General features: G+C 49.4%; 20 protein-coding genes. 11 read left to right on the top strand and 9 right to left on the bottom strand.

Annotated elements, in window-relative coordinates; translation table 11 throughout:
* The first annotated feature begins 118 nt into the window (after positions 1-118).
* Positions 119-1,021 (top strand): lysylphosphatidylglycerol synthase domain-containing protein, encoded by a 903-nt coding sequence (locus tag O3C58_09580; GenBank protein MDA0692107.1) that lies wholly within the window; start codon positions 119-121, stop codon positions 1,019-1,021.
* Between the two features lie 12 nt (positions 1,022-1,033).
* On the opposite strand, the gene O3C58_09585 is transcribed toward O3C58_09580, so the two are convergent.
* The 5 genes from O3C58_09585 to prfB form a co-directional block, all read right to left on the bottom strand.
* Positions 1,034-1,507, bottom strand: a complete 474-nt coding sequence (locus O3C58_09585; protein MDA0692108.1) for a hypothetical protein — start codon at positions 1,505-1,507, stop codon at positions 1,034-1,036.
* Positions 1,500-3,023, bottom strand: a complete 1,524-nt coding sequence (locus O3C58_09590) for a hypothetical protein (GenBank protein MDA0692109.1) — start codon at positions 3,021-3,023, stop codon at positions 1,500-1,502. Before O3C58_09590 ends, O3C58_09585 begins: the two co-directional genes overlap by 8 nt.
* A gap of 32 nt (positions 3,024-3,055) precedes the next feature.
* Entirely contained in the window at positions 3,056-3,733 is a 678-nt protein-coding gene (locus O3C58_09595; protein ID MDA0692110.1) for a class I SAM-dependent methyltransferase, read from the bottom strand.
* 52 nt (positions 3,734-3,785) lie between these two features.
* Positions 3,786-4,826, bottom strand: a complete 1,041-nt coding sequence (locus O3C58_09600; protein ID MDA0692111.1) for a ribonuclease Z — start codon at positions 4,824-4,826, stop codon at positions 3,786-3,788.
* Positions 4,827-4,830: 4 nt separating this feature from the next.
* A protein-coding gene (gene prfB / locus O3C58_09605; protein ID MDA0692112.1) for a peptide chain release factor 2 occupies positions 4,831-5,935 on the bottom strand; the annotation gives its coding sequence in 2 pieces (ribosomal slippage) (positions 4,831-5,865 and positions 5,867-5,935; 1,104 coding nt in all).
* 118 nt (positions 5,936-6,053) lie between these two features.
* On the opposite strand from prfB, the gene O3C58_09610 reads away from it, so the two are divergent.
* Together O3C58_09610 and O3C58_09615 are read left to right on the top strand one after the other, a co-directional pair.
* Complete coding sequence (locus O3C58_09610) at positions 6,054-7,010, top strand: glycosyltransferase family 2 protein (protein ID MDA0692113.1); 957 nt, start codon at positions 6,054-6,056, stop codon at positions 7,008-7,010.
* A 212-nt stretch (positions 7,011-7,222) separates the two neighbouring features.
* The gene (locus O3C58_09615; GenBank protein ID MDA0692114.1) at positions 7,223-7,771 is read left to right on the top strand and encodes a hypothetical protein; all 549 of its coding nucleotides are present in this window, start codon (positions 7,223-7,225) and stop codon (positions 7,769-7,771) included.
* Here O3C58_09615 and O3C58_09620 read toward each other — a convergent pair.
* Complete coding sequence (locus O3C58_09620) at positions 7,768-8,748, bottom strand: fused MFS/spermidine synthase (GenBank protein MDA0692115.1); 981 nt, start codon at positions 8,746-8,748, stop codon at positions 7,768-7,770. The two genes, O3C58_09615 and O3C58_09620, sit on opposite strands and share 4 nt — an antisense overlap.
* Before the next feature lie 205 nt (positions 8,749-8,953).
* On the opposite strand from O3C58_09620, the gene O3C58_09625 reads away from it, so the two are divergent.
* The 8 genes from O3C58_09625 (at position 8,954) to mqnC (ending at position 16,918) form a co-directional block, all read left to right on the top strand.
* Positions 8,954-10,606 carry a phosphoenolpyruvate carboxykinase gene (locus O3C58_09625; protein ID MDA0692116.1) on the top strand — a complete coding sequence of 551 codons (1,653 nt, stop codon included), beginning with the start codon at positions 8,954-8,956 and terminating at the stop codon, positions 10,604-10,606.
* A gap of 88 nt (positions 10,607-10,694) precedes the next feature.
* Positions 10,695-11,699 (top strand): 4-hydroxythreonine-4-phosphate dehydrogenase PdxA, encoded by a 1,005-nt coding sequence (pdxA, locus tag O3C58_09630; protein ID MDA0692117.1) that lies wholly within the window; start codon positions 10,695-10,697, stop codon positions 11,697-11,699.
* On the top strand, positions 11,699-12,484 hold the full coding sequence (gene rsmA, locus O3C58_09635; GenBank protein MDA0692118.1) for a 16S rRNA (adenine(1518)-N(6)/adenine(1519)-N(6))-dimethyltransferase RsmA: 786 nt from the start codon (positions 11,699-11,701) through the stop codon (positions 12,482-12,484). The genes pdxA and rsmA overlap by 1 nt, the downstream gene beginning before the upstream one ends.
* Positions 12,477-14,018 (top strand): uroporphyrinogen-III C-methyltransferase, encoded by a 1,542-nt coding sequence (cobA, locus tag O3C58_09640; protein MDA0692119.1) that lies wholly within the window; start codon positions 12,477-12,479, stop codon positions 14,016-14,018. The genes rsmA and cobA overlap by 8 nt, the downstream gene beginning before the upstream one ends.
* A 118-nt stretch (positions 14,019-14,136) precedes the next feature.
* Complete coding sequence (locus O3C58_09645; GenBank protein MDA0692120.1) at positions 14,137-14,937, top strand: ferritin-like domain-containing protein; 801 nt, start codon at positions 14,137-14,139, stop codon at positions 14,935-14,937.
* 139 nt (positions 14,938-15,076) lie between these two features.
* Positions 15,077-15,442 carry a peptidylprolyl isomerase gene (locus tag O3C58_09650; GenBank protein MDA0692121.1) on the top strand — a complete coding sequence of 122 codons (366 nt, stop codon included), beginning with the start codon at positions 15,077-15,079 and terminating at the stop codon, positions 15,440-15,442.
* A gap of 20 nt (positions 15,443-15,462) precedes the next feature.
* On the top strand, positions 15,463-15,849 hold the full coding sequence (locus O3C58_09655) for a VOC family protein (protein MDA0692122.1): 387 nt from the start codon (positions 15,463-15,465) through the stop codon (positions 15,847-15,849).
* A gap of 1 nt (position 15,850) precedes the next feature.
* On the top strand, positions 15,851-16,918 hold the full coding sequence (gene mqnC, locus O3C58_09660) for a dehypoxanthine futalosine cyclase (GenBank protein ID MDA0692123.1): 1,068 nt from the start codon (positions 15,851-15,853) through the stop codon (positions 16,916-16,918).
* Positions 16,919-17,012: 94 nt separating this feature from the next.
* Here the strand turns inward: mqnC and O3C58_09665 are convergent, their stop codons facing one another.
* The 3 genes from O3C58_09665 to O3C58_09675 all read right to left on the bottom strand — a co-directional run bounded on the left by O3C58_09665 (position 17,013) and on the right by O3C58_09675 (position 20,197).
* Entirely contained in the window at positions 17,013-17,822 is an 810-nt protein-coding gene (locus O3C58_09665) for a tyrosine-type recombinase/integrase (protein MDA0692124.1), read from the bottom strand.
* Between the two features lie 248 nt (positions 17,823-18,070).
* Positions 18,071-19,141, bottom strand: a complete 1,071-nt coding sequence (locus tag O3C58_09670; protein ID MDA0692125.1) for an AI-2E family transporter — start codon at positions 19,139-19,141, stop codon at positions 18,071-18,073.
* A 3-nt stretch (positions 19,142-19,144) separates the two neighbouring features.
* Positions 19,145-20,197 carry a hypothetical protein gene (locus O3C58_09675; protein ID MDA0692126.1) on the bottom strand — a complete coding sequence of 351 codons (1,053 nt, stop codon included), beginning with the start codon at positions 20,195-20,197 and terminating at the stop codon, positions 19,145-19,147.
* Positions 20,198-20,236: the final 39 nt, after the last annotated feature.

Consider the following 20,236-nt stretch of genomic DNA (forward strand, 5'->3'; position numbering starts at 1 on the left):
GGAAAGGCTGTGCCACTTAAAAGCAAAAACCTGCAAAACTTAACTCGCTGACGGATTTTTCTCTTTTTCGGCAACCTGCTAAATGTCCCCTGCACTGATAAAATTTATAAAATATTTAATGACAGCGATCCTGCTGGGGATTTTCGTTTTTTTTCTGCTCCGCTATAAGGAACAACTTTATACGGTGCGTGATATTTCCTTCGGCCAATTCAGCCTGTTATTTGTACTGGTTCTCTGTTCGGTCACTTTGAACGGCTCAAAGCTAAATCAATTGACTCGATTTTTCTCCTTGAACCTTACCACCAGGGAATGGTTCGGCTTATCGTCGATCACGACCACATTAAACTCTATCTTTTTCAAGGCCGGTTCGCTGGCGACATCAAACTATTTAAAACGAAAACATGACTTTCCGTACATGTCGTTCCTAGGGTCTTTGGGGGCCGATCAATTGATCTTATTTTTCATGTGCGGCACAGCGGGAGGCGCAATTTCTTTTTATTTGATGACCGGGACAACAGTCGAGGGGTTTCAACCCATCGCTTTCGCTTATCTTTTTATCGTCCTGACTCTTTTTCTAGCCGCCAAATTTGCTCCCCGTCTCCAAAAGCAAAATCATAAAATTTTAGACGCTCTGGTGCGGGCGATTCATGCCTTGCACCGCATCCTGAAAAATCGAAAGTTATTTTCGACGCTATGCGCACACAATATCGCCTTGATCGTTCTGACTTCCCTTCGATTTTTCGTCGTCTGCAAAGTTCTGCAACTGCAAGTTCCGCTGGTTTATTGTTTTTTGTTCACCACCGTGATGATCTTCGTATCCGCCGTTCCCTTGTTCCAAAGCGATATCGGCTCTCGAGAAATGGCCGTCGGTCTTTTATCGGAGCTGGCGGGAACCGGCTTCAATGAAGGATTGCTGGCCACGCTCATCGACCGGATCTTCGTGTTTCTTCTGACCCTGCTCTTCACGATTTTCTTTAAAAACCTCCTGGCCCCTTCCCAGCCTCCCATAGAGAAGGCTTGAACCGACCGCTGTTTATTGGTTCAAACGGCACATTCCGAACCCAAAATCGGTCAATGCAATACGGGAGGATTGCTTGCAAAACTCCGGTTCCCATTCCGACGAGTAAACAAAATAGGATTCTTTAGACGGGTCAGCACGCTTCAATTCCACTGTATAATTTTCATCCTCGCCGAAAAATATTTTTCGCGGATACAGAATCTGGATCGTCGCCGAACGAAACGACCCTTGCATCCTGTCTCCCGGCGGCATAAAAATCGTCGCATCTGTAGGAGTTAACTCGCGAATCCGGTTGACCACTGCATAAGTTTGCGTAAGCTGGTTGGGCATATCGCGCGACCCTGCTGTTACTGTCAATTGACTCGGGGTGAGATCCCTGTGGGCCAGTAGAAACTGTATTCTGGGGAAAAGAAAAAAAGTCGCAAGGATGACAAGATTGCCGGTCACGATAACAACGATGATTTTCTTCACCCAGCGCCCGTCACTCATTTTCAAAACCCCTTTTAATGACAGGCAAGCCGGCGATAAAAAACAGGAGGATCGGATAAAATGCCAGCATCCCCCGCGTATCGGAAAGATTGATCGAATGCCCCGGATGCACCCACAGGACTTTCAGGTAAGTGGATATTTCAGTCCACTTAGGTTCGGAGTAAGAGAAGATCAAGAAATGCACCAGCGGATAAAAAATAAGCAACCATCCCAGTAGTTTTACAGGTTGAGAAAGCGATCTCAGCTTCTCTCTGAATAAAAACAAGGCCAGAAAGGATGTACCCATATAAAATACATGCACGCTGATTGAGCGGATTGAAGTGATCATGAGCGCTTTTCCAAGAGACACCCGTTGCGGCCCTCCCACCACCATCAACGCTAAATACAAGACAGCCGCCAAGGCTCCCATCCCAATCAACTGTTTTCTGTTAAAATTAAAACTCAATTTTAAATTTAGAAATACCAGCGCCCACATCCCCATGCCTACCAGGCCTACGGCCAGGACCCGCCTTTCCAGCGGCGAGTCAAAATTTGTAAGCGTCAAACACCATAGGGTAGAGAAGAACAGCAGGGGAACGACAAGACAAAGCAATATTATATTTTTCTCTTTTTTCTCGAGCGTCGTATTCCCGTCCAGGGCATAAATCAAAATCAGCAATGGAATCGCATCATACAAAAGAAATTCCAAACGGTTCCAGGCCGCAAGCCCCAATAGCGTCCCACTGAGAAAAGCCAATGCCAAGGGGTTTGACTCCCGTGCTTCAGGAGTTCCCCGTTTGCAAACACTCTGAATCAGGGAAAACCAGAACATAACACCAATGGAATAATAAAACCCGGTCGTCAAATCTAGAAAAGGCAAAGTGCTGTGCCACCAGAAGTAGGGCGTGGTCCCCAGGATCAGGGTGAAGGCGGAGGCAATATTTTTGCTTTTAGCAAAGGAATGGACACGGAAATAAAAAATCACCAGCAAAAATAAATAAAAAAATGGAAAAACTACTTTTACATTGCCAAAATCAAATGACCCCAAGTACGCGAACAGCAACGATAGAAATGGCGGGTATTGCCGGAACTGAGAAACAATCGTCTCGGAATCAAACGCCCCCTCATGCAAAAAAACCATCCCTTTGATGTGATACCAAATCCCGTCCGCTTCGGTGATCGGGAAAAAGGATGCGCTCGCCAGACTCAATAAAAATAGAATTCCAAGTATAATGACCAGCGCTATAACAGGCAGGGATTTTTTTTCAGGAGCGCGTGACGGTAAAATCGAATGAACTCGCAGTCTGCGGCGAAGAATTAAAACAAGAACAAGAGCGCCGAAACTCAGCCCGGTCTGCATCAGGGGCTCAGGAAACTCTCCGACACTTGCCATCCAACCAAATAGCATCAGGCTCTTCAACCCGAGTGCCAGTGCAAAGGCCAGGGCGGCCTTTTCACCGATCGCGGCAATCAGGTTCAACCTTCCCACAAGAAGATACGTCAGAGCCCAAAGAGCTCCAAAGTCAATGAGCAACATCTCGACCTTTACTCAAGCAAGTGATTGCGATTTTACGGGGTGTGTTTTTCAAATACGGAAAAATCGGCAAACGATCCTTGACCGAAATCTCCCTTTCCTGGATACGGATTCTTGATTTTCTCCAGCAATTTCCAATCCGGGAAACGCTCTTGCACCCTTTGAGAGAAATTTCTGTGTCGGACGTGCCGGGCATGCGTCCCGCCTTCCTTATTCACATCGCTGGAATAAATGATTATAAATTTTCTGGACGCATTAAATAAATGGTCCATATAGGCGTTATAGACATCATCTTCCACGAGATGATAAATGACATCCAGGGAAAGACCCAGATCCGCATGGAAAACGTTTTGATGATCCACAAAACAAGAGGGACTGTACAGAAAAAAACTTTTATTTTTATCTTCAATAAATTTCGCCCGGCAAAGGGAAAGGGCGGTTGCAGAAACATCCAACCCGATGTATTGCGGATATTCGGAAAGGGACAGCTGATTCCCATCGCCACAGCCAAATTCTATGACCGAGCGGATTTCCTTTTCCTTAACAAAGTCATTCAGAACATCCGCCTTGAATTCCGCGAACTTCCCGTAGGAACCCGAGCCCGAGTTGCCTCCCAAAGAATACCGGGTTTCCCAGAAATCCTTCGACCCCGGAAACAGGATTTGTTTCAGTTTGATCGTTAAAAGAGCTGGCAGGGAAGGTTTATTTTTCATGGATATGCCAATTCTGGCAAAATTCTCAGGTCATGATAGTCAGCCAATTTTTTTAATCCACAGGGACGGGCTTTTTACTTTCGCCCCGGCTTTCCTGAAATGCCGCCTGTGCTTCCTCGCGCAATTGCACCTTGCGCCCCATGTGCTTGGGTGAAAAATGAAAAGTCCGTAATTCCCGCACTCCCGCTTCACCCGCAAGCAGACCGGCCTGACGGGAGGTGAGGTGAAACCGATCCAAACCTCTTTTCTCTTCTTCGGCAATAAAAGGAGACTCGCAGAAAAACAGGTCCGCCTCGTGAACCAAATCCACAATTCTGGATTTGTTGTCCGCATTATAGACCGTATCGACCACGTAAGCGATCTTCTGCCCCGGCGATTGAAGAGTGAGATCCTCTTTCAGCGGCCCTAAAGGAAGTTCCTTGAATTCCGATCGACCTTTCTCCGGACAGGGAACCCGGACTAAAAAATCATCCGGCTTGCTTTCAAGGATCGCCTGTTTCAATTCATTCAGCCAGGCACCGGCGGGAAGATGTGCCGCATCCAGACGTTCCTTGCTGATATTGACATGAAACATTTCTTTGAGAGCAAATCCTAAACAGGGAACGCGGTGCTCAAGCACCGCCGTATGCACGGAAAACGAAGGCTCTTCCAATAAAAGACCGTTAACAAACGGTTCCACGCGCTCGTCGCTCCGTTTAAACTGGTCAACGGCCCGAAAGCGCGCCCGGCGCAGATGATCCTCGTGAACCTCTGTCACGTCCAGGGTGATGGAGTTACTGTAGCGGTCCACCAGGTTCCAGGTGAAGCCCGCCAATTTGCCTTCCACGTTGGCGATGAAATTGCGGGGACCGTAAAGCCTGAGCGTTTTGCCTCGGCCAAAAACAATTCTCAGCAGGTGATCGAAGCCGACAAAATGGTCGATGTGCGTGTGACTGACAAAAACGTCGCTGACCTTGAGCAACGTGCCATTGGGAATCGCGGAGATATCCCCAAGGTCAAACAGGAGAGCGCGTCGTTCATCAAAAAACTCCACAAGCAGACCGGGGTCGCCAAAGACATCGTTGACCAATCGGGGATGAAAAATTGGCTTCATTGCGTTACCTCGACACCGGATTCTTGCTTTGCATCAAATACGCTTCGATGAACGCCCTGAGATCGCCATCCAAAACAGCATCCACATTGCCCATTTCCACGTTGGTCCTCAAGTCCTTCGCCAAGCGGTAAGGGTGCAGGACGTAAGAACGAATCTGGCTCCCCCACTCGATTTTTTTCTTCGATTTTTCCATCGACCGTTTTTCTTCTTCCTGCTTTTCCATTTCAAACTCATAAAGCCGCGATTTAAGCACTTTCATGGCCGAGGCTTTATTTTTAAACTGGGATCTCTCGTTCTGACACTGAACGACGATGCCTGAAGGGATGTGCGTCAACCGAACCGCGGAATCAGTAGTGTTAACGCCCTGCCCGCCCGGCCCCGAGGCGCGGTAAACATCGGTCTTGAGATCTTCATCCTTAATTTCAATATCGATTTCGTCATCCACTTCCGGATAAACAAAAACGGAAGCAAATGAAGTGTGACGCCGCTTGTTAGCGTCGAACGGAGAAATACGCACCAGCCGATGGACTCCTATTTCCGCTTTCAGGTAGCCAAAGGCATAATCCCCGGTAAAATTGATGGTGGCGCTTTTGATCCCCGCCTCCTCCCCGTACTGGGTGTCCAGAATTTCAGATTTGTAGCCGTTGCGATCGGCCCAGCGGAGGTACATGCGCAACAACATATGCGCCCAGTCCTGCGATTCGGTCCCGCCTGCTCCCGAATTGATGGTCATGATGGCGTTATTAAAGTCGTTGTCCTCAGACAACATCGCCTTTAATTCCGCTCGTGCCACCTTTTCCCAGAGAGCTGTTACAGCGACTTTGATTTCCGCAACCAGAGAATCATCCTCTTCCGCAAGCTCGATCAGCGCATCCAGATCCTCGCATTCCCCGTTGAGATCATTCCAGGCTTTCACCGTTCGCTGTAATTGCGCCCGCTTTTGCTGAACTTTCTGGGCCTTTTCATTGTCATTCCAAAACCCCGGCTGCGCCACTTCCTGATCCAGACTTTCAATTTCTACAATATAGTTATCGACGTCAAAGATACCCCCGTAGAAGATCTATCTTCCGTCGTAATTCTTCGCTGTCCTTTTTTACGTCTTCCTGCATTAAAAAACTCCTTGTTTAATTTTATAATCCTTGTCAATCTAGTCTCCCCGATACCCCTCGGGAAATTAATAGGATAAACGCCTTAAAATAGCTCAAATTCGTGGCAAAGGATACCTTTTTGACCCCGCTCCCCTTCCAGTTTTCTGAGAGTCCCACCTTAGACCTTTCCATCGTCATCGTCAATTTCAACACGCGCGACATCACCCTCGACTGTTTGCGATCCATCCATACCCACACCCAGGATATTTCTTTTGAAATTCTGGTGCTGGACAATCATTCCAGCGATGGCAGTGCTCAAGCCATCAGGGAGAATTTCCCGCAGGTGGTGCTGATTGAAAATGAGGACAACCGGGGGTTTTCCGCCGCCAATAACCAGGGCCTGCGCATTTCAAAGGGAAGATACGCCGTTTTGCTCAACAGCGACACCCTGTTAGTGGAAAACTGTTTTGCCGCCATCGTCTGCTACCTCGATGCCCACCCGGAGTTCTCCATTCTGGGGCCGGAGATTCTCGATGCCAATAATCAGCCCTGCTCCATGCGTTTATGGGAGGACACCGCCTATGATGCGGCCTTAAAAATTCTCGGTCGCTTCGACGTCGCTTCCGAATTCAATAAAATGGGCGTGCGGGAAACCAAAGAGGTGGAGGTGGTCGGCGGTTCCTGTTTTGTCATCAAGAGAGAGATTTTTGCAACGATGGGTTTACTGGACGAAAATTATTTTTTATACAACGAGGAAGATGACTTCTGTCGCCGCGCCCGCCGTCTGGGGAAAAAGATCTGCTATTTTCCCGAAGCCCACCTGCAGCATCTGCTAGGCCAAAGCACGCATCAGCCCGAAATCAGGGAAAAAGTGATTCTCGAAACTTACAAGAGCAACCTGTATTTTTTCTCCAAATACTACTCGGTCCCCTGGAATATTCTATTACGATCCCTCTACAACCTGACCTTTGCATTTGGAATTCTACGTTCGCTCTGGAAGATCACGACCGGCAGGACGCCTCTGGAAGAGGAAGACTCCATACCTCTCAAATTAAAACTGCTATTCATGAAAATTCAAAAACCTGGAAAATCTTGATTTAAAAGTAATTTCCCCAAAAAAACCCGATACACCGGCGCTCCACAGCCATCTTTTCACTCAAGCAAAATTCCATTTTTGCCGATTGGGGAAATTCTCCCGGTTTTTTCAAATACCCGGTCAATGTTCAGGCGGACCGTCAGGGATGCCTTTATGTTGTCGATGAAAAAAATACCCGGATTCAAAAATTCAATTCCCAAGGGAAATTCCTGTTGTCGTTTGGCGATCAGGAGAATGAGGATCAACGACTGGGTCCTGTGTTTTCCCTCTCTATCGACACCGAGAATCAGGTTTGGGTGGCGGACCCTTCCCATAACAGGATTCAGATTTATTCATCGAACGGAAAACTGATCCGCTGCCTGCAAAATGAGGGAGAGTCACCAGAAGATCTTCAAGAGCCCGTCAGTGTCTGTTGCATGGCAAACGGAGAAATCCTGATCGGGGACAAATCCATTTACCTGCTCAAACATTTTGACGCCGACGGGGAAATGCGGCACGGGTTAAAAAAAGAAGGGCTGGCGTTTAGCGAAATTTATTTCCTGGACAGCCATCCCGATCACGGCATTTTCGCCACGGATTATTGGAACAACCAGATCCTTCATCTAAATTTTAAATTGGAAGTGATTTCGATAGCAAAAAACCCCGGCATACGCGCGGGGCAACTGGGCAAGGTCGGTGGACTCGTCATCTCAAAAGATCAATTGATGGTGGCCGACTTCGAAAACTTCCGTGTCCAGGCTCTCAAGGTTCCCCACATTTAAGAATAGCTCTTGATCGGGTATTGAATTTTTTTCCCGCGATGGGTGTTATTTTCCTCGACCGCCCTGCGAAAATCCCTGGTTTCAAAATCATCTAGGAATTTTTCCCCCTTGGCAGGACCCAGCAGGTCCGGACGGTACATCGATGCAAGCTCGGGCATGGAAAACGGGACGCTGACTTTAAAAGCATCGGCGGCGCGGCGAACATCACCCTCGGACCAGAATCGCTCCTGATTGGTCGCAATCAGCACGGTCGCAACTTGTTCCGGATCTTCAAAAAAATACAAATTGCTAAACATGGTATCGAATGTGGTGCGGTCATTTGGTTTTTGCAAGTTACTTTTTCCATAGAGGTTGGACGCGACCACCCCATTCGGAGATAGCACTTCCAGAATTTCCTGATAAAATTCTTCGGTTTTCAAATGAAATGGAACCGAGCCGCTTTTAAAAGCATCCAGTAAAATCAGGTCATAAGTATTCTTTCCGATCTGGCTTTGAATGAAGATGCGGGCATCCATCGGGTGGATTCTATAATTTTCTGTTTCGCGTAAATAAAAAAACCGCTTGCAGATGTCGATAACGTTGGGGTCCACTTCGACCACATCAATGTGAGTTTCAGGGAACGCATGATGCAGTGCATTTGAAATAGACCCTCCCCCTAAGCCCATCATCAAAATCCTTCCCGGGAAACTCTGGAACAACAGGGAGGCCAGCATCATTTTAGAATAGATCAATACCGGCGATTCCCGGCTTTCCAGGTTCAGACGACTTTGAAGAAAAAATTGTCCACCTTCCTTGAACCACATTTCTATCTGATCGCCATTTTTAATCACATAAATTTCGTTGAACCGACTGCGAGTCCTGGAAAGTATTTCGAACTTGGAGGAAGGGGGTGGATCCTTGAAAAGTTTCATGATCTGCACTCGCTGAGCCGGTTTAATGGGATGGCAGGGTTCTGCTCCGAAGACCAGGGATGCCATTTATTCTCAAGTTTTACAGAAATTGTCATGAAAACCCGCCCTGGAGAGGAAATTTATCTTCCCCTCTCGGAATTATGTGTTAATATTAATGTTATCAATCGTTTATTATATTTAAACTCTCCTGTTTTTTAAAGGGAGAAATCCCTTTTTTTCAATACTTTAATATATTTCTTTCAGAGACAGTACCGGATAAGGAGATAAATTCATGCCTCTCAAAGGCCTCAAGCACAAGATCGGTTTAGAGCACCACGGGATCAGGAATGTCAAGGAAGTTCACTGGAATCTTTCGACACCCGACCTTTACGAACATATCATCCGCAGATCTGAAGGCGTTCTTTCCCATCTGGGACCCATTTGTGTTGCCACCGGCGAACATACCGGCCGTGCCCCCAACGACAAATTCATTGTTCACGAATCTTCCAGCCATGAAAATATCTGGTGGGAAAACAACAAGTCCTTCACGGTGGAACAGTTTGACGCCCTGCATGCACGCGTCCTGGCCTATCTGCAGGGAAGAGAGATTTATGTTCAGGATTGTTATGCCGGAGCCGCATCAGAACATCAACTGCATATCCGCGTCATGACAGAAAACGCCTGGCACAGTCTGTTTGCCCGCAACATGTTTATCCAGATCAAGGATCTGACCAAATTAGAATCTCATGACCCCGGATTTACAGTCATTCACGTTCCCGGTTTCAAAGCGGTTCCTGCCATAGACGGAACCAATTCGGATGTGTTCGTGATCGTCGACTACAGCAAACAGCTGGTATTGATCGGCGGAACCAGCTACGCAGGGGAAATCAAAAAGTCCATATTCTCGGTTCTCAATTATATTCTGCCGCAGAAAAATAACGTGCTGTCCATGCATTGTTCCGCAAATATTGGCAAAGACGGGAACAGTGCGATTTTCTTTGGTTTGTCGGGAACCGGAAAGACCACGCTTTCTGCGGATAAAGACCGGGTTCTGATCGGAGATGACGAGCACGGATGGAGCGACGATGGCGTATTCAATTTTGAAGGCGGATGTTACGCCAAGGTCATCCGCCTGTCCCAGGAAGCAGAACCGGATATTTACCAGTGCACCCGGCAATTCGGCACCATCCTGGAGAATGTGCCGGTAGACGTGACCACGCGCCGTCTGGACCTGGATGATTCCAGCCTGACGGAAAACACCCGGGCCAGCTATCCGATTTCACACATCCCCAATGCCACACCAACAGGACAGGGCGGCCACCCCAATCATGTGATCATGCTGACCTGCGACGCTTACGGCATCATGCCTCCTGTCTCAAAATTAACGCCTGAGCAGGCTATGTACCATTTCATCTCAGGGTACACAGCCAAAATCGCTGGAACCGAAAAGGGACTGAGCCGGGAACCCACCGCGATTTTCAGCACCTGCTTTGGGGCGCCGTTCATGACTCTCCATCCTTCCGTGTATGCGAATATGCTGGGAGAAAAAATTGCGAAACATAATGTATCTTGCTGGCTGGTCAACACCGGCTGGACCGGAGGCCCCTACGGAGTGGGAACCCGGATGGAAATCGCCCATACCCGTGCCATGATCAAGGCGATTCTTGAAGGACAACTCGATAAAGTGTCCACCACTAAAGACCCCGTTTTTGGACTGCAAATTCCCGACCAGGTCGCCGATGTTCCGTCTGAAGTGCTCAACCCCAGAAATACCTGGAAACGGCCGCAAGATTACGATGAAAAAGCCAAGGAACTGGCCAAGCAGTTTGTTGAAAACTTTAAGAAATATGAAAAAACCGTCACCAAGGAAATTCTTGCAGCCAGCCCCAGTCCTGCGGCGACGGTTGGTAAGAGCCCGGTAAAGATTCACAAGTTGAAAAAATAATCACTATTCTTCCTTAAAAATTTCAGGCAACCTGGTTCCCGTGGTTGCCTGAAATTAATTTCTATTCACTCCAGAGGGATTCCAAATCTTGAAGCATCCATCGCGAATCGCCATTACGATGGGAGACCCCGCTGGTGTCGGTCCCGAAATCATCATCAAAGCCTTTCAGGATGGAGACCTGTTCTCCCTGTGCCAGGGAATGGTCGTCGGCGATGCACGCTTTCTGGAAGCCATCGCCCGGCAGATGGGATTTCAAATCGCCGTCCACTCGATTTCTTCTCTTGAACAGGCCCGGTTTGAGCCCGGCACACTCGATGTTCTCGATCTAAAAAACGTTCCGGAAGATCTGCAATGCGGAAAGGCCACGGCGGCAGGAGGAAAAGCCTCTGTTGAGTTCATTCGCCGCGCCGTCAAACTGGCGATGGACCATCAGGTCGATGCCATCACCACCGCCCCCATCAACAAGGAAAGCATCCATAAAGCAGGGTTCCACTTTCCCGGCCACACGGAACTGCTGGCCCATGAAACCAAAAGCCTCAATGTCGCCCTGATGCTGGCCGGAGACAACCTGCGCGTCGTCCTTACGACCACTCACTTGCCGCTAAGTGAAGTCGCATCACAGGTCACGGAGGAACGGGTCCTGACCACGATTCGCTTGACGCACCAGTGGCTCAAACAACATGTGACAGAGAAACCAAAAATCGCGGTCACCGGATTGAACCCGCATTGCGGCGATGGCGGAATTTTTGGGGATGAAGAAACAACAGCCATCCTCCCGGCGTTGGCAACTGCTCAGGAAGAGGGCTTGCAGGTGGACGGACCCTTCCCCGCCGACTCGTTGTTCGCTCGCAATCAGTATAAAACTTATGACGCCGTGATCGCCATGTATCACGACCAGGGAATGATTCCCATCAAAATGGATTCCAAGGGAACCGCAGTAAATATCACCCTGGGCCTGCCGATTCTTCGGACATCGGTGGACCACGGCACCGCCTACGATATTGCAGGTACGGGAACCGCCTGCCCTGAAAGTCTGAAAATCGCCGTCAAAGCCGCGATTAAACTTTCCAGGCCGACAACAGTAACTCACTGATGAAGAAGCGGCCCCTCGGTCAAAACTTTTTAACCGACCTGTCCATCGCCCAGGAAATCGTTCAGTTGGCCGGAATATCTCCTGCCGATGCAGTCCTGGAAATTGGACCCGGCAAAGGTGTGCTCACCCGATACCTGTTGGATAGCGCAAACCCATTGACCGCATTGGAGATCGACAAAAAACTGTGCCAGGAACTTGCACAAAAATTTGCCGGAAAAACCAACTTTCAACTGATCGAAGCCGATGCCACCAAATTTGATTACAGCAGCGCCGGGCCCCGGTTCAAGGTGATATCCAACCTGCCCTATTACGCGGCAACCCACATCGTCAAGCGGCTGATCGACTATCGGTCGCGAATCACTGACATGACGGTGATGCTGCAAAAAGAGGTCGTGGACCGGTTTGTCGCCAGCCCCGGTCAAAAGGAATATGGCTCGCTCAGCGTGTTCATTCAATTTCACTGCCAGGTCGAGCGTCTGCTGGAAATTCCAAATACCGCTTTTTTTCCGCCGCCCAAAATAGATTCATCATTGGTTAAATTGACGCCCCGGCTTGCCCCCGAAGTACAAGTCGAGGATCAGGATACTTTTTTCAAAGTCGTGCATGCCGCGTTTTTTCATAAGCGAAAAATGTTGAAAAACAATTTGAAAGTCTGGGAAGATCAATTCCTGCAAGACAACAATAAAATTCGCCTGGCGGGAATCGATCTTTCCCGCAGGGGAGAAACACTTTCCATGCAGGAATTTGCCACTCTGTCAAATTACCTCCACACACTTCATGACTGATACGACCCCTCCAAAAGGCCGCGTCGTTCTGGTCGGAGCCGGCCCCGGCGATGAAGGTCTGCTGACCTTAAGAGGCAAGGAATGGCTGGAGAAGGCCGATGTCATCGTTTATGACCATCTGGTCAATGGCAACATGATGCGTTTCGCCAGTGAAAATACCGAAACCATTTATGCCGGGAAAAAGGAAGGCTATGCCACCCTTTCCCAGGAAGAGATCAATTCGCTTCTCATCAGCCACGCAAGACAAGGAAAAACCGTGATCCGCCTGAAAGGCGGAGACCCCTTCCTGTTTGGTCGTGGCGGCGAAGAAGCACTGGCACTAAAAGAAGCGGGAATCGAGTTTACCATCGTCCCCGGCGTCACCTCGCCATTCGGGGTTGCGGCCTACGCCGGCATCCCTTTAACGCATAGGGACATCTCCTCCACCGTGACCATTGTCACTGGAAGCAACGAAAAAAACCAGAAAGACGCCCACATCGACTGGGAAAAAATCGCCAGCCGGTCGGGAACGCTGGTCTTTCTCATGGGAGCCCGCAAGCTTCCGCTCATCTGCGAGAAGCTGATGAAATTCGGAAAGGATCCCGAAACCCCGATAGCGGTGATCCAATGGGGAACCACCGCCCGGCAAAAAACCTGGAAAGGCACCTTAAAAACCATCGTTGCGACCGCGATGCAGGAAAAAATCGCCCCGCCCGCCTTGACCATCATCGGCGAAGTGGTGAACATGAAACCCATGATCGAGTGGTATGAACGCTTGCCGCTGTTCGGAAAAACAATCGTCATCACCCGAGCGGAGAACCAATCCGACTCCATGGTTCAGCTGTTACAGGAAAAAGGAGCGGATCCGTTTTCCTTCCCGGTCATCCAAACGGTTCCCCCTGAAAATTGGACTCCTCTCGATCAAGCTCTAGCGCGCATATCCGAATACCATGGTCTGATATTCACCAGCGCCAACGGGGTGAAATTTTTCATGCAACGGTTAAAGGAAAAACAGCAAGACATCCGCGATCTTAAAGGAGTCAGAATATTCACCATCGGCCCAAAAACCGAGAACGCAATCAACGCTTTCGGTATTCAGGTAGATGTAGTACCAGAAGATTTCGTTGCTGAATCCTTGATCGAAAGTCTGGGCCAGGAAAATGTGAAAGGAAAACGCTTCCTGATTCCCCGCGCAGCGGTGGCGAGAGAAATTCTGCCCGATCAACTGCGGCAAATGGGAGCCGAGGTCGATGTAGTTCCCGCATACCAAACCATTCTGCCAAAAAGAAAAAACCCGGACTTTGCCCGCCGCTTGCAAGACGGCGCCATTTCGGTTATCACCTTCACCTCCTCTTCCACGGTGACCAATTTCCTTGATTTGCTCGACCCCGAATTGCACCCTCATTTGCAGCGCGTCGCCTTCGCCTGCATCGGCCCGATCACTGCCGACACTGCCAGAGCGAGAGGACTGAACGTAGAGATTGTCCCAAAACAATACACCGTAGAGGCCCTGGTCGCCGCGATTGAAGATCACTATGCCGATAAAACCGGGTAACCTTGGTTGTTTATAGAACCGCTTGACCACCCGCTAAAATTTTTGGACAGCTAAATTCATCTGTGATAAAAATAAATTCTATTCGGCCTTAGACCATTTGCAGACCTCTATTTGTGTTATGGAATACGGATCAGAAGAGCATAAAGAACTGTTTTGCCGGTTTTTTATCGACACGCACAAACCGTTCACGCCTGAAGAACTGCCGTGGCCGGATTTGCGTGAGGAAACCGTCCAAAAACTTGCCAATTTTCCTATTTGGGATTATGCCGTGCATACCGAGCGGCAGGTGTTCAACAAGCTGAGAGCCTATTCCGAGGAAATAACCGACCCGCTGCTCAAGAAAGCCATGTCTCTGCAGGGCTATGAGGAAGGCAGGCACGCCGACCTGCTCAAATATTTCCTCAAACACTACAACATTCCTCTGGAAGAAAAACCCGACAACCCCCTGCCGGACAATCTTGAGATGTGTTTTTTGAGGACCGGAGCCGGGGAATGCATCGACTCTTTTTTTGCCTTCGGTTTCCTGGAAATTTCCAAATCAACGGAAGATTACCCCATCGAGCTGATCGAAGTGATGGAACCCATCGTTCAGGAAGAAGCGCGGCACATTCTGTTCATCGCCAACTGGATTCTTTACCAGCGTTTCCAAAGACCCGCTTTGCTCCAGCCCCTGCATGCGCTACAAACCCTTTGGTCCTTCTGGGACGCGGGCTGGTCGCGACTCATGGATTTAAAAAATCTCGGCGGTTCCTCCTTCACCATCCAGGCACGGGAGTACGAAAACTCCTCCCTGTCACCCAAAGCATTCATACAACTGTGCCTCAGGGAAAACAAACGCCGACTGAGCGAATACGACCCCAGACTCGCCCGCCCCAAGTTGATCCCCCGGATCATGAGCGGTGCCAGTTTCCTGCTTTAAAGCCCTTCCCGGCAACCCCGGCATTAATTCTTGTATATTTCTGCAAAATCGCTACAATTTAAGGTCAAACAACCTTGAAAACCATGGTTTTCTGCCACTGCTACAGTGGCGTAATAACCAACCTTTTTAAAATATTCTTATGCGATCACTCCAAATCAGCCATATTGTACTGACCAGCAAAGACGTTGCGGAGGTTCTCCTCGAACACCTGAAAACCTATGACAACTATGAACATATGATGAAGGTGTTTGCCAAATCGGCCAAGAAATACAGCGCCTGCGGGTCCCGCAATCAGGGGGGCGACCTGGGGTTTCTGGAAGTGCACACCGCAGCACCCGAACTGTATCAAGCCGCCATGAAAGCGCCGGTCAAGGAACTTCAGGGTCTGGTCCAAACCAAGTTCGGCCACCATATTTTCGTCATCACCTTTGAAGAAGAAATGGGGGACACGGGAATCGACGGACTCACCGCTCCTTCTTTGGGCGCTGGCGACGGCACTTTATAAAGAGAGAACGACCTTAAGCCATGCAGCTAGACGGGATTCATCATATCGCCCTCAATGTCAGGGATCTGGACCGCGCTGAATGGTTTTATACGGAAGTTCTGGGCTTTCAGGTCACCCATCGGTTCTCAAAGGGCTTGCGGCACTTGATGCTGGATACGGGAAACGCCGCCATCGCCCTGTTTGAAGCGCCTGAGCTGGAGGTAAAAGAGGCTCTTGACCAATTGAGCGATAAAGGCTACATGCACCTGGCCTTCAAAATTCAACGAGACCGATTTCCCGCCATTCTGGACGAACTGAAAAAACACAACGTCGCAATCGATGGCGGCCCGGTGAAACGCGGCGACGGGGAATCGATTTATTTCAACGACCCGGATTACAATCACCTCGAAATTCATTACGATAATTGACATGGTAGAAGCGATCTTAAAAAAGGCCCTCGATGGAGAACGAATCGAGGGCAGAGAAGCAGTGCAGTTGTTTTCCATGAACGATGCCCTGCTTTTGGGCAACGTAGCGTCACGCCTGGCCCGCAAGAAAAGCAAAAACCGGGTCATCACTTACATCGTCGATCGCAATATCAACTACACGAATATCTGCGTCACCGACTGCGCGTTCTGTGCTTTCTATCGCAAGGAAAATGACGCCGACGCCTACGTCCATCCCTTTGCAACCATCGCCGAAAAAATTGAAGAGACGATGGCACTGGGGGGAAGGCAGATTCTTTTGCAGGGCGGGCACAATATCCACCTGCGCATCGACTATTTCGAGCAACTGTTCCGCCAGATCAAGGAAAAATACGACATCCACCTGCACGCCCTGTCCCCACCGGAAATCGTACATACCAGTAAAATTTCCAAGTTAACTATTGGCGAAACTTTGAAGCGTTTGCACGCGGCAGGGCTGGACTCGATTCCCGGCGGCGGCGCAGAGATTCTGGTGGACCGGGTGCGCGGTAAAATCAGCCCTTTAAAATGCTCCACGGACCAGTGGCTCGAAGTAATGGACAAAGCCCACGGGTTGGGAATACCGACCACCGCCACCATGATGTTCGGCCACGTTGAGACTTTGGAAGACCGGGTGGAACATCTTCTGCGCCTTCGGGAACAGCAGGACAAAACGGGAGGGTTCACGGCCTTCATCCCCTGGCCCTTTCAGCCGGGAAACACCGAACTCAGCATTGATATGGGAATAACAACTTCCGTCAGCGGTCTGGATTATTTAAAAACCCTGGCAATCAGCCGCATCGTGCTGGACAATTTCGATAACATCCAGTCTTCGTGGGTGACGCAGGGGCCTAAGGTGGGGCAGGTGGCGCTTTATTACGGCGCCAATGACATGGGAAGCACCATGCTGGAAGAAAACGTCGTCCGCGCCGCAGGTACGGTGCATTGCCTCGACGAAAGCGATATTCGCCGACTCATCACCGATGGCGGCTTCACCCCGCAGAAACGCAACATGCGCTACGAGTTCGTCTGACCCGCGTGACGCTGTCCAGGGGAACCCTGGACTAAATATTAAAGTTTTCCTCCCGCGTAGCGGGTGTGAGCAAACTCGCCCTCTGCGGAAGAATCTATACGGCCCCGGCAACCGGCATCGTCCGGCGTAGCCCCAACAGGTTTTTCACCACTTTCGGGTGGTTTCCGTTTTTCAGCATGAACGCCCCAAACGAATGACGCAGGGAATGCGGAGTCACAGGTTTGTTCACTCCTGAAATTTCCAAGGCCGACTTGAAAAATTTGGCTACCGCCCGTGTCGTCAAGGCCCCCCCCCGTTCACTGGGAAAAAGCAGACCTTCCGGTTTTTTGTTGCCAACCTGCCTCGCCAAAGCATCGCGGATACTGCCAGAAAAAATTGTCGTCCGTCCCTCACCCTCATTGTCGGAATCGGGAACAAATAATTTGAGCTTTGCCAGATCCAGATGTTTGACTTTCACGTTGACCACTTCCGAAACGCGCAACCCGGCTGTATAAGTGAGCTCGATCATGAGCCTGTGTTTGGGATTCTCCGCTGAGATAGCTATTTTTTTCACTTCGTCCAGGGTCAACAGAGCCGGCGCGGCCTTTTTCTTGGGCGGCCTTTTGAATCCGCTCAAATCCAGCCAAAATCCCAGCGTCGATTTACAGAAAAAATCCAGGGCGTTCACCGCCTGGTCGATCGTGGAACGGGACAAATCGCTTGCAACCAGTTGATTGAGGTAATCCCGGATCTCCACCGCTGTCACCACGTACGGTTCCTGCGGATGAACGTGGCGGAAAAAAATCTTCAACTGGCCAATATAGGCCTTAATTGTTTGAGCGCTGTATTCCCCCGATTCTAATTTCGAGCGAACACCGAGTAAAACATTGGTGGTGGACAGGGGATGGGAAACCAGTTTGTTCATAAACTATCTCCTTGATAGGAGGAGGGCGGGAAGGAGAAACCCTCTTCGGTTATGTTTAAACGCCTGGGGGAAACCTCAATCGGTTTCAGGCATTTTAAATTTTGTAGAAGAATCCGGTGTGATATAAAAACACCGTTTTATCATATTAACTTCATGCTAAATATATGCAAATTAGGCCTTCCGGTCAAGGGAAATTATGCCTTTAATTGGATGTTATCTATTTGAATTAAAATAGCTACGCATGTGGCTCAAGGGCTGAAAAATGCGGATTTTTTATAGTGCAGAATTCCCCGGCGGATCAACACATTGAGCACCGCCACCAGCGGCACGCCCAGAATGATTCCCACCAGCCCGAATAACTCGCCGCCTAAGAGGACCGCAAATATGACGGCAACCGGATGCAATCCAATATTTTCGCCCAATACTCGAGGTGTGATGACCATGCCTTCCAGCATCTGCACCACGCCAAACACACCCACCACCCACAAAACCGGCAGCCATTCCTGAACTTGCAGATAAGTCAACAGGGCGGCGGGAAAAAACCCAACGATGACCCCAAGATAGGGCACCAGATTTGCCAGTCCTGCAACCAGCCCTATGAAAAGACTCATGGGAGTTCCGATCACATAAAGGCCTGTGGAATACAGCAACCCCATCAAAAGCCCCACCATCAACTGGCCACGAACAAAACTGGCAAGAACCCGGTCAACCTCTCGAACGGTCTCCACGGTTTTTTCCTTGAACCGAGGCGGAATCAGGGCCAGAACCTTTTCGTTGATCGTGTCAAAATCCCGCAAAAGATAAAACATCACAACGGGAATGATGACCAGATTGGCAATCATAAGGAGGACGCTAAACAGGCTGGACAGGGAATCCCAGAGAAACGTGCTGACGAAACTGAGGATTTTTAAGGGAAGCTCGCCAAACCGGGCCATGCCTTCGTTCAGAATTTCCTGAATTTTCTGCTGATCCAAACCGGCGACTTTTTCCAAAAACGGGCGCAGCCAGTTTTGCACCACGTCGATATAGGTTGGTAAACTCTTAGTGAGATTTTCGGCCTGCAATCTGAGAAGCGGAAATATCAGGAGGCACGCGCCCAGTATCAATGCAAAGAAAACCAGCATCAGGGAAACAACGGATAAGGTTCGGGACAGCTTCCAGTTTTCCAACCGATCCACCAAGGGATCCAGCAAATAGGCCAGGGCAAATGCCACGAAAAACGGCATGATCACCCGCCGGGAATAATAAAGAAAAACCGTGAGCAGGGCCGATATCATCAGGGTAAGAATGAACGTCTGATAATTTGTTTTCTGGTCCATGCACTAGAGATCTTCCAAGGGTAAAGGAGACGCCACCGATGGCGGCGACACGCGTGGAACATTTTGGGAAGCTGAAGGGGCCTCCCAATGCCGATTCAGCGAACTCAGCAAAAAATCAGATAGTTTTCCGCTCACCACTCCAAACGCCTCCAGTTCGCCGGCCAGCAGGTCCTCGTTGCGAGCCGTGGCAAAATCGCTTTTCGCGGCGATAACTTCCGATTTCAACGCCGAAATCACCCGCACACTGATATTGGTCTGAATGGTGTATTCTCCTGATACGCTTTGGCTTTCAAGCTTTTTAGACATGGCATTGCCCAAAATCACGATATCCGCCCCGACTTTTAAACCGATTTGAATGGCATCGTTGACATTACCTTTAACGGCATTCAACACCATTTCTTCAGACACATTATCCCGGATCGGGTCACGAAGCACCACATTCACTCCCGCTTCGGTGAGATTCTGCACCAGGGCCGCCTCGGAAATGGGCATCACATCCCAGAAACCTCCCTCTTCGCCGGAGGTAATGCTGGTTTCAGAAATTAGTAGAACCACATGTTTCATGCTACCCGGTACGGTGACCAACCCGGTATGACCTAAAGAATTCCCCAGAGCATTTGGAAACAGGGTCACTTCCATTATCACTTCACTCGTTTTTCCAACGGGGTCATCCACAGCTTCAATAAACCGGTAACTTTGAACATAAAGATCGGCTTGCGCCAAAACCTCGGCAAAATCTTTTTGGTTGTCTCTGAATTTCTGGTCCCCCATGAAATTTCGCAGGGCTTTTTCCAGGGCCGACTGAAATGCCAGGGACACGGCTTTTTCCCTTGCCTTCACATAATTATTGCCCTGCACAGAAACTTTAGCAGTGACCTGATGGGTCAGTTTCACCTGCACCTGGGCGTGAATCGTGGTCGCAGGAAAAAACAACGCCCCCACAGCCAGCATGAGGGTTAGGAGCGAACGCAAAAAATTTTCTTTATATGCAATCTTCAAGGAAACATTTTTGGGGTTGAAGTGGGCAAAGCTAACAGGTTGCTGAAAAAGTCCCATCCACGAGGGTTTCCACTGCTGTCACACTGAGCTTGTGAT

The organism is Nitrospinota bacterium (genome assembly GCA_027619975.1).
Taxonomy (GTDB): domain Bacteria; phylum Nitrospinota; class Nitrospinia; order Nitrospinales; family VA-1; genus JADFGI01.

Coding starts and splice junctions, on each gene's coding strand:
- O3C58_09645 (MDA0692120.1), top strand. CDS start 14,137: ATGGAATACGGATCAGAAGAGCATAAAGAACTGTTTTGCCGGTTTTTT.
- O3C58_09590 (MDA0692109.1), bottom strand. CDS start 3,023: ATGTTGCTCATTGACTTTGGAGCTCTTTGGGCTCTGACGTATCTTCTT.
- O3C58_09675 (MDA0692126.1), bottom strand. CDS start 20,197: ATGGGACTTTTTCAGCAACCTGTTAGCTTTGCCCACTTCAACCCCAAA.
- O3C58_09620 (MDA0692115.1), bottom strand. CDS start 8,748: ATGGCATCCCTGGTCTTCGGAGCAGAACCCTGCCATCCCATTAAACCG.
- mqnC (MDA0692123.1), top strand. CDS start 15,851: ATGGTAGAAGCGATCTTAAAAAAGGCCCTCGATGGAGAACGAATCGAG.
- O3C58_09585 (MDA0692108.1), bottom strand. CDS start 1,507: ATGAGTGACGGGCGCTGGGTGAAGAAAATCATCGTTGTTATCGTGACC.
- O3C58_09600 (MDA0692111.1), bottom strand. CDS start 4,826: ATGAAGCCAATTTTTCATCCCCGATTGGTCAACGATGTCTTTGGCGAC.
- O3C58_09625 (MDA0692116.1), top strand. CDS start 8,954: ATGCCTCTCAAAGGCCTCAAGCACAAGATCGGTTTAGAGCACCACGGG.
- O3C58_09650 (MDA0692121.1), top strand. CDS start 15,077: ATGCGATCACTCCAAATCAGCCATATTGTACTGACCAGCAAAGACGTT.
- O3C58_09580 (MDA0692107.1), top strand. CDS start 119: ATGACAGCGATCCTGCTGGGGATTTTCGTTTTTTTTCTGCTCCGCTAT.
- cobA (MDA0692119.1), top strand. CDS start 12,477: ATGACTGATACGACCCCTCCAAAAGGCCGCGTCGTTCTGGTCGGAGCC.
- O3C58_09595 (MDA0692110.1), bottom strand. CDS start 3,733: ATGAAAAATAAACCTTCCCTGCCAGCTCTTTTAACGATCAAACTGAAA.
- O3C58_09665 (MDA0692124.1), bottom strand. CDS start 17,822: ATGAACAAACTGGTTTCCCATCCCCTGTCCACCACCAATGTTTTACTC.
- O3C58_09655 (MDA0692122.1), top strand. CDS start 15,463: ATGCAGCTAGACGGGATTCATCATATCGCCCTCAATGTCAGGGATCTG.
- O3C58_09670 (MDA0692125.1), bottom strand. CDS start 19,141: ATGGACCAGAAAACAAATTATCAGACGTTCATTCTTACCCTGATGATA.
- rsmA (MDA0692118.1), top strand. CDS start 11,699: ATGAAGAAGCGGCCCCTCGGTCAAAACTTTTTAACCGACCTGTCCATC.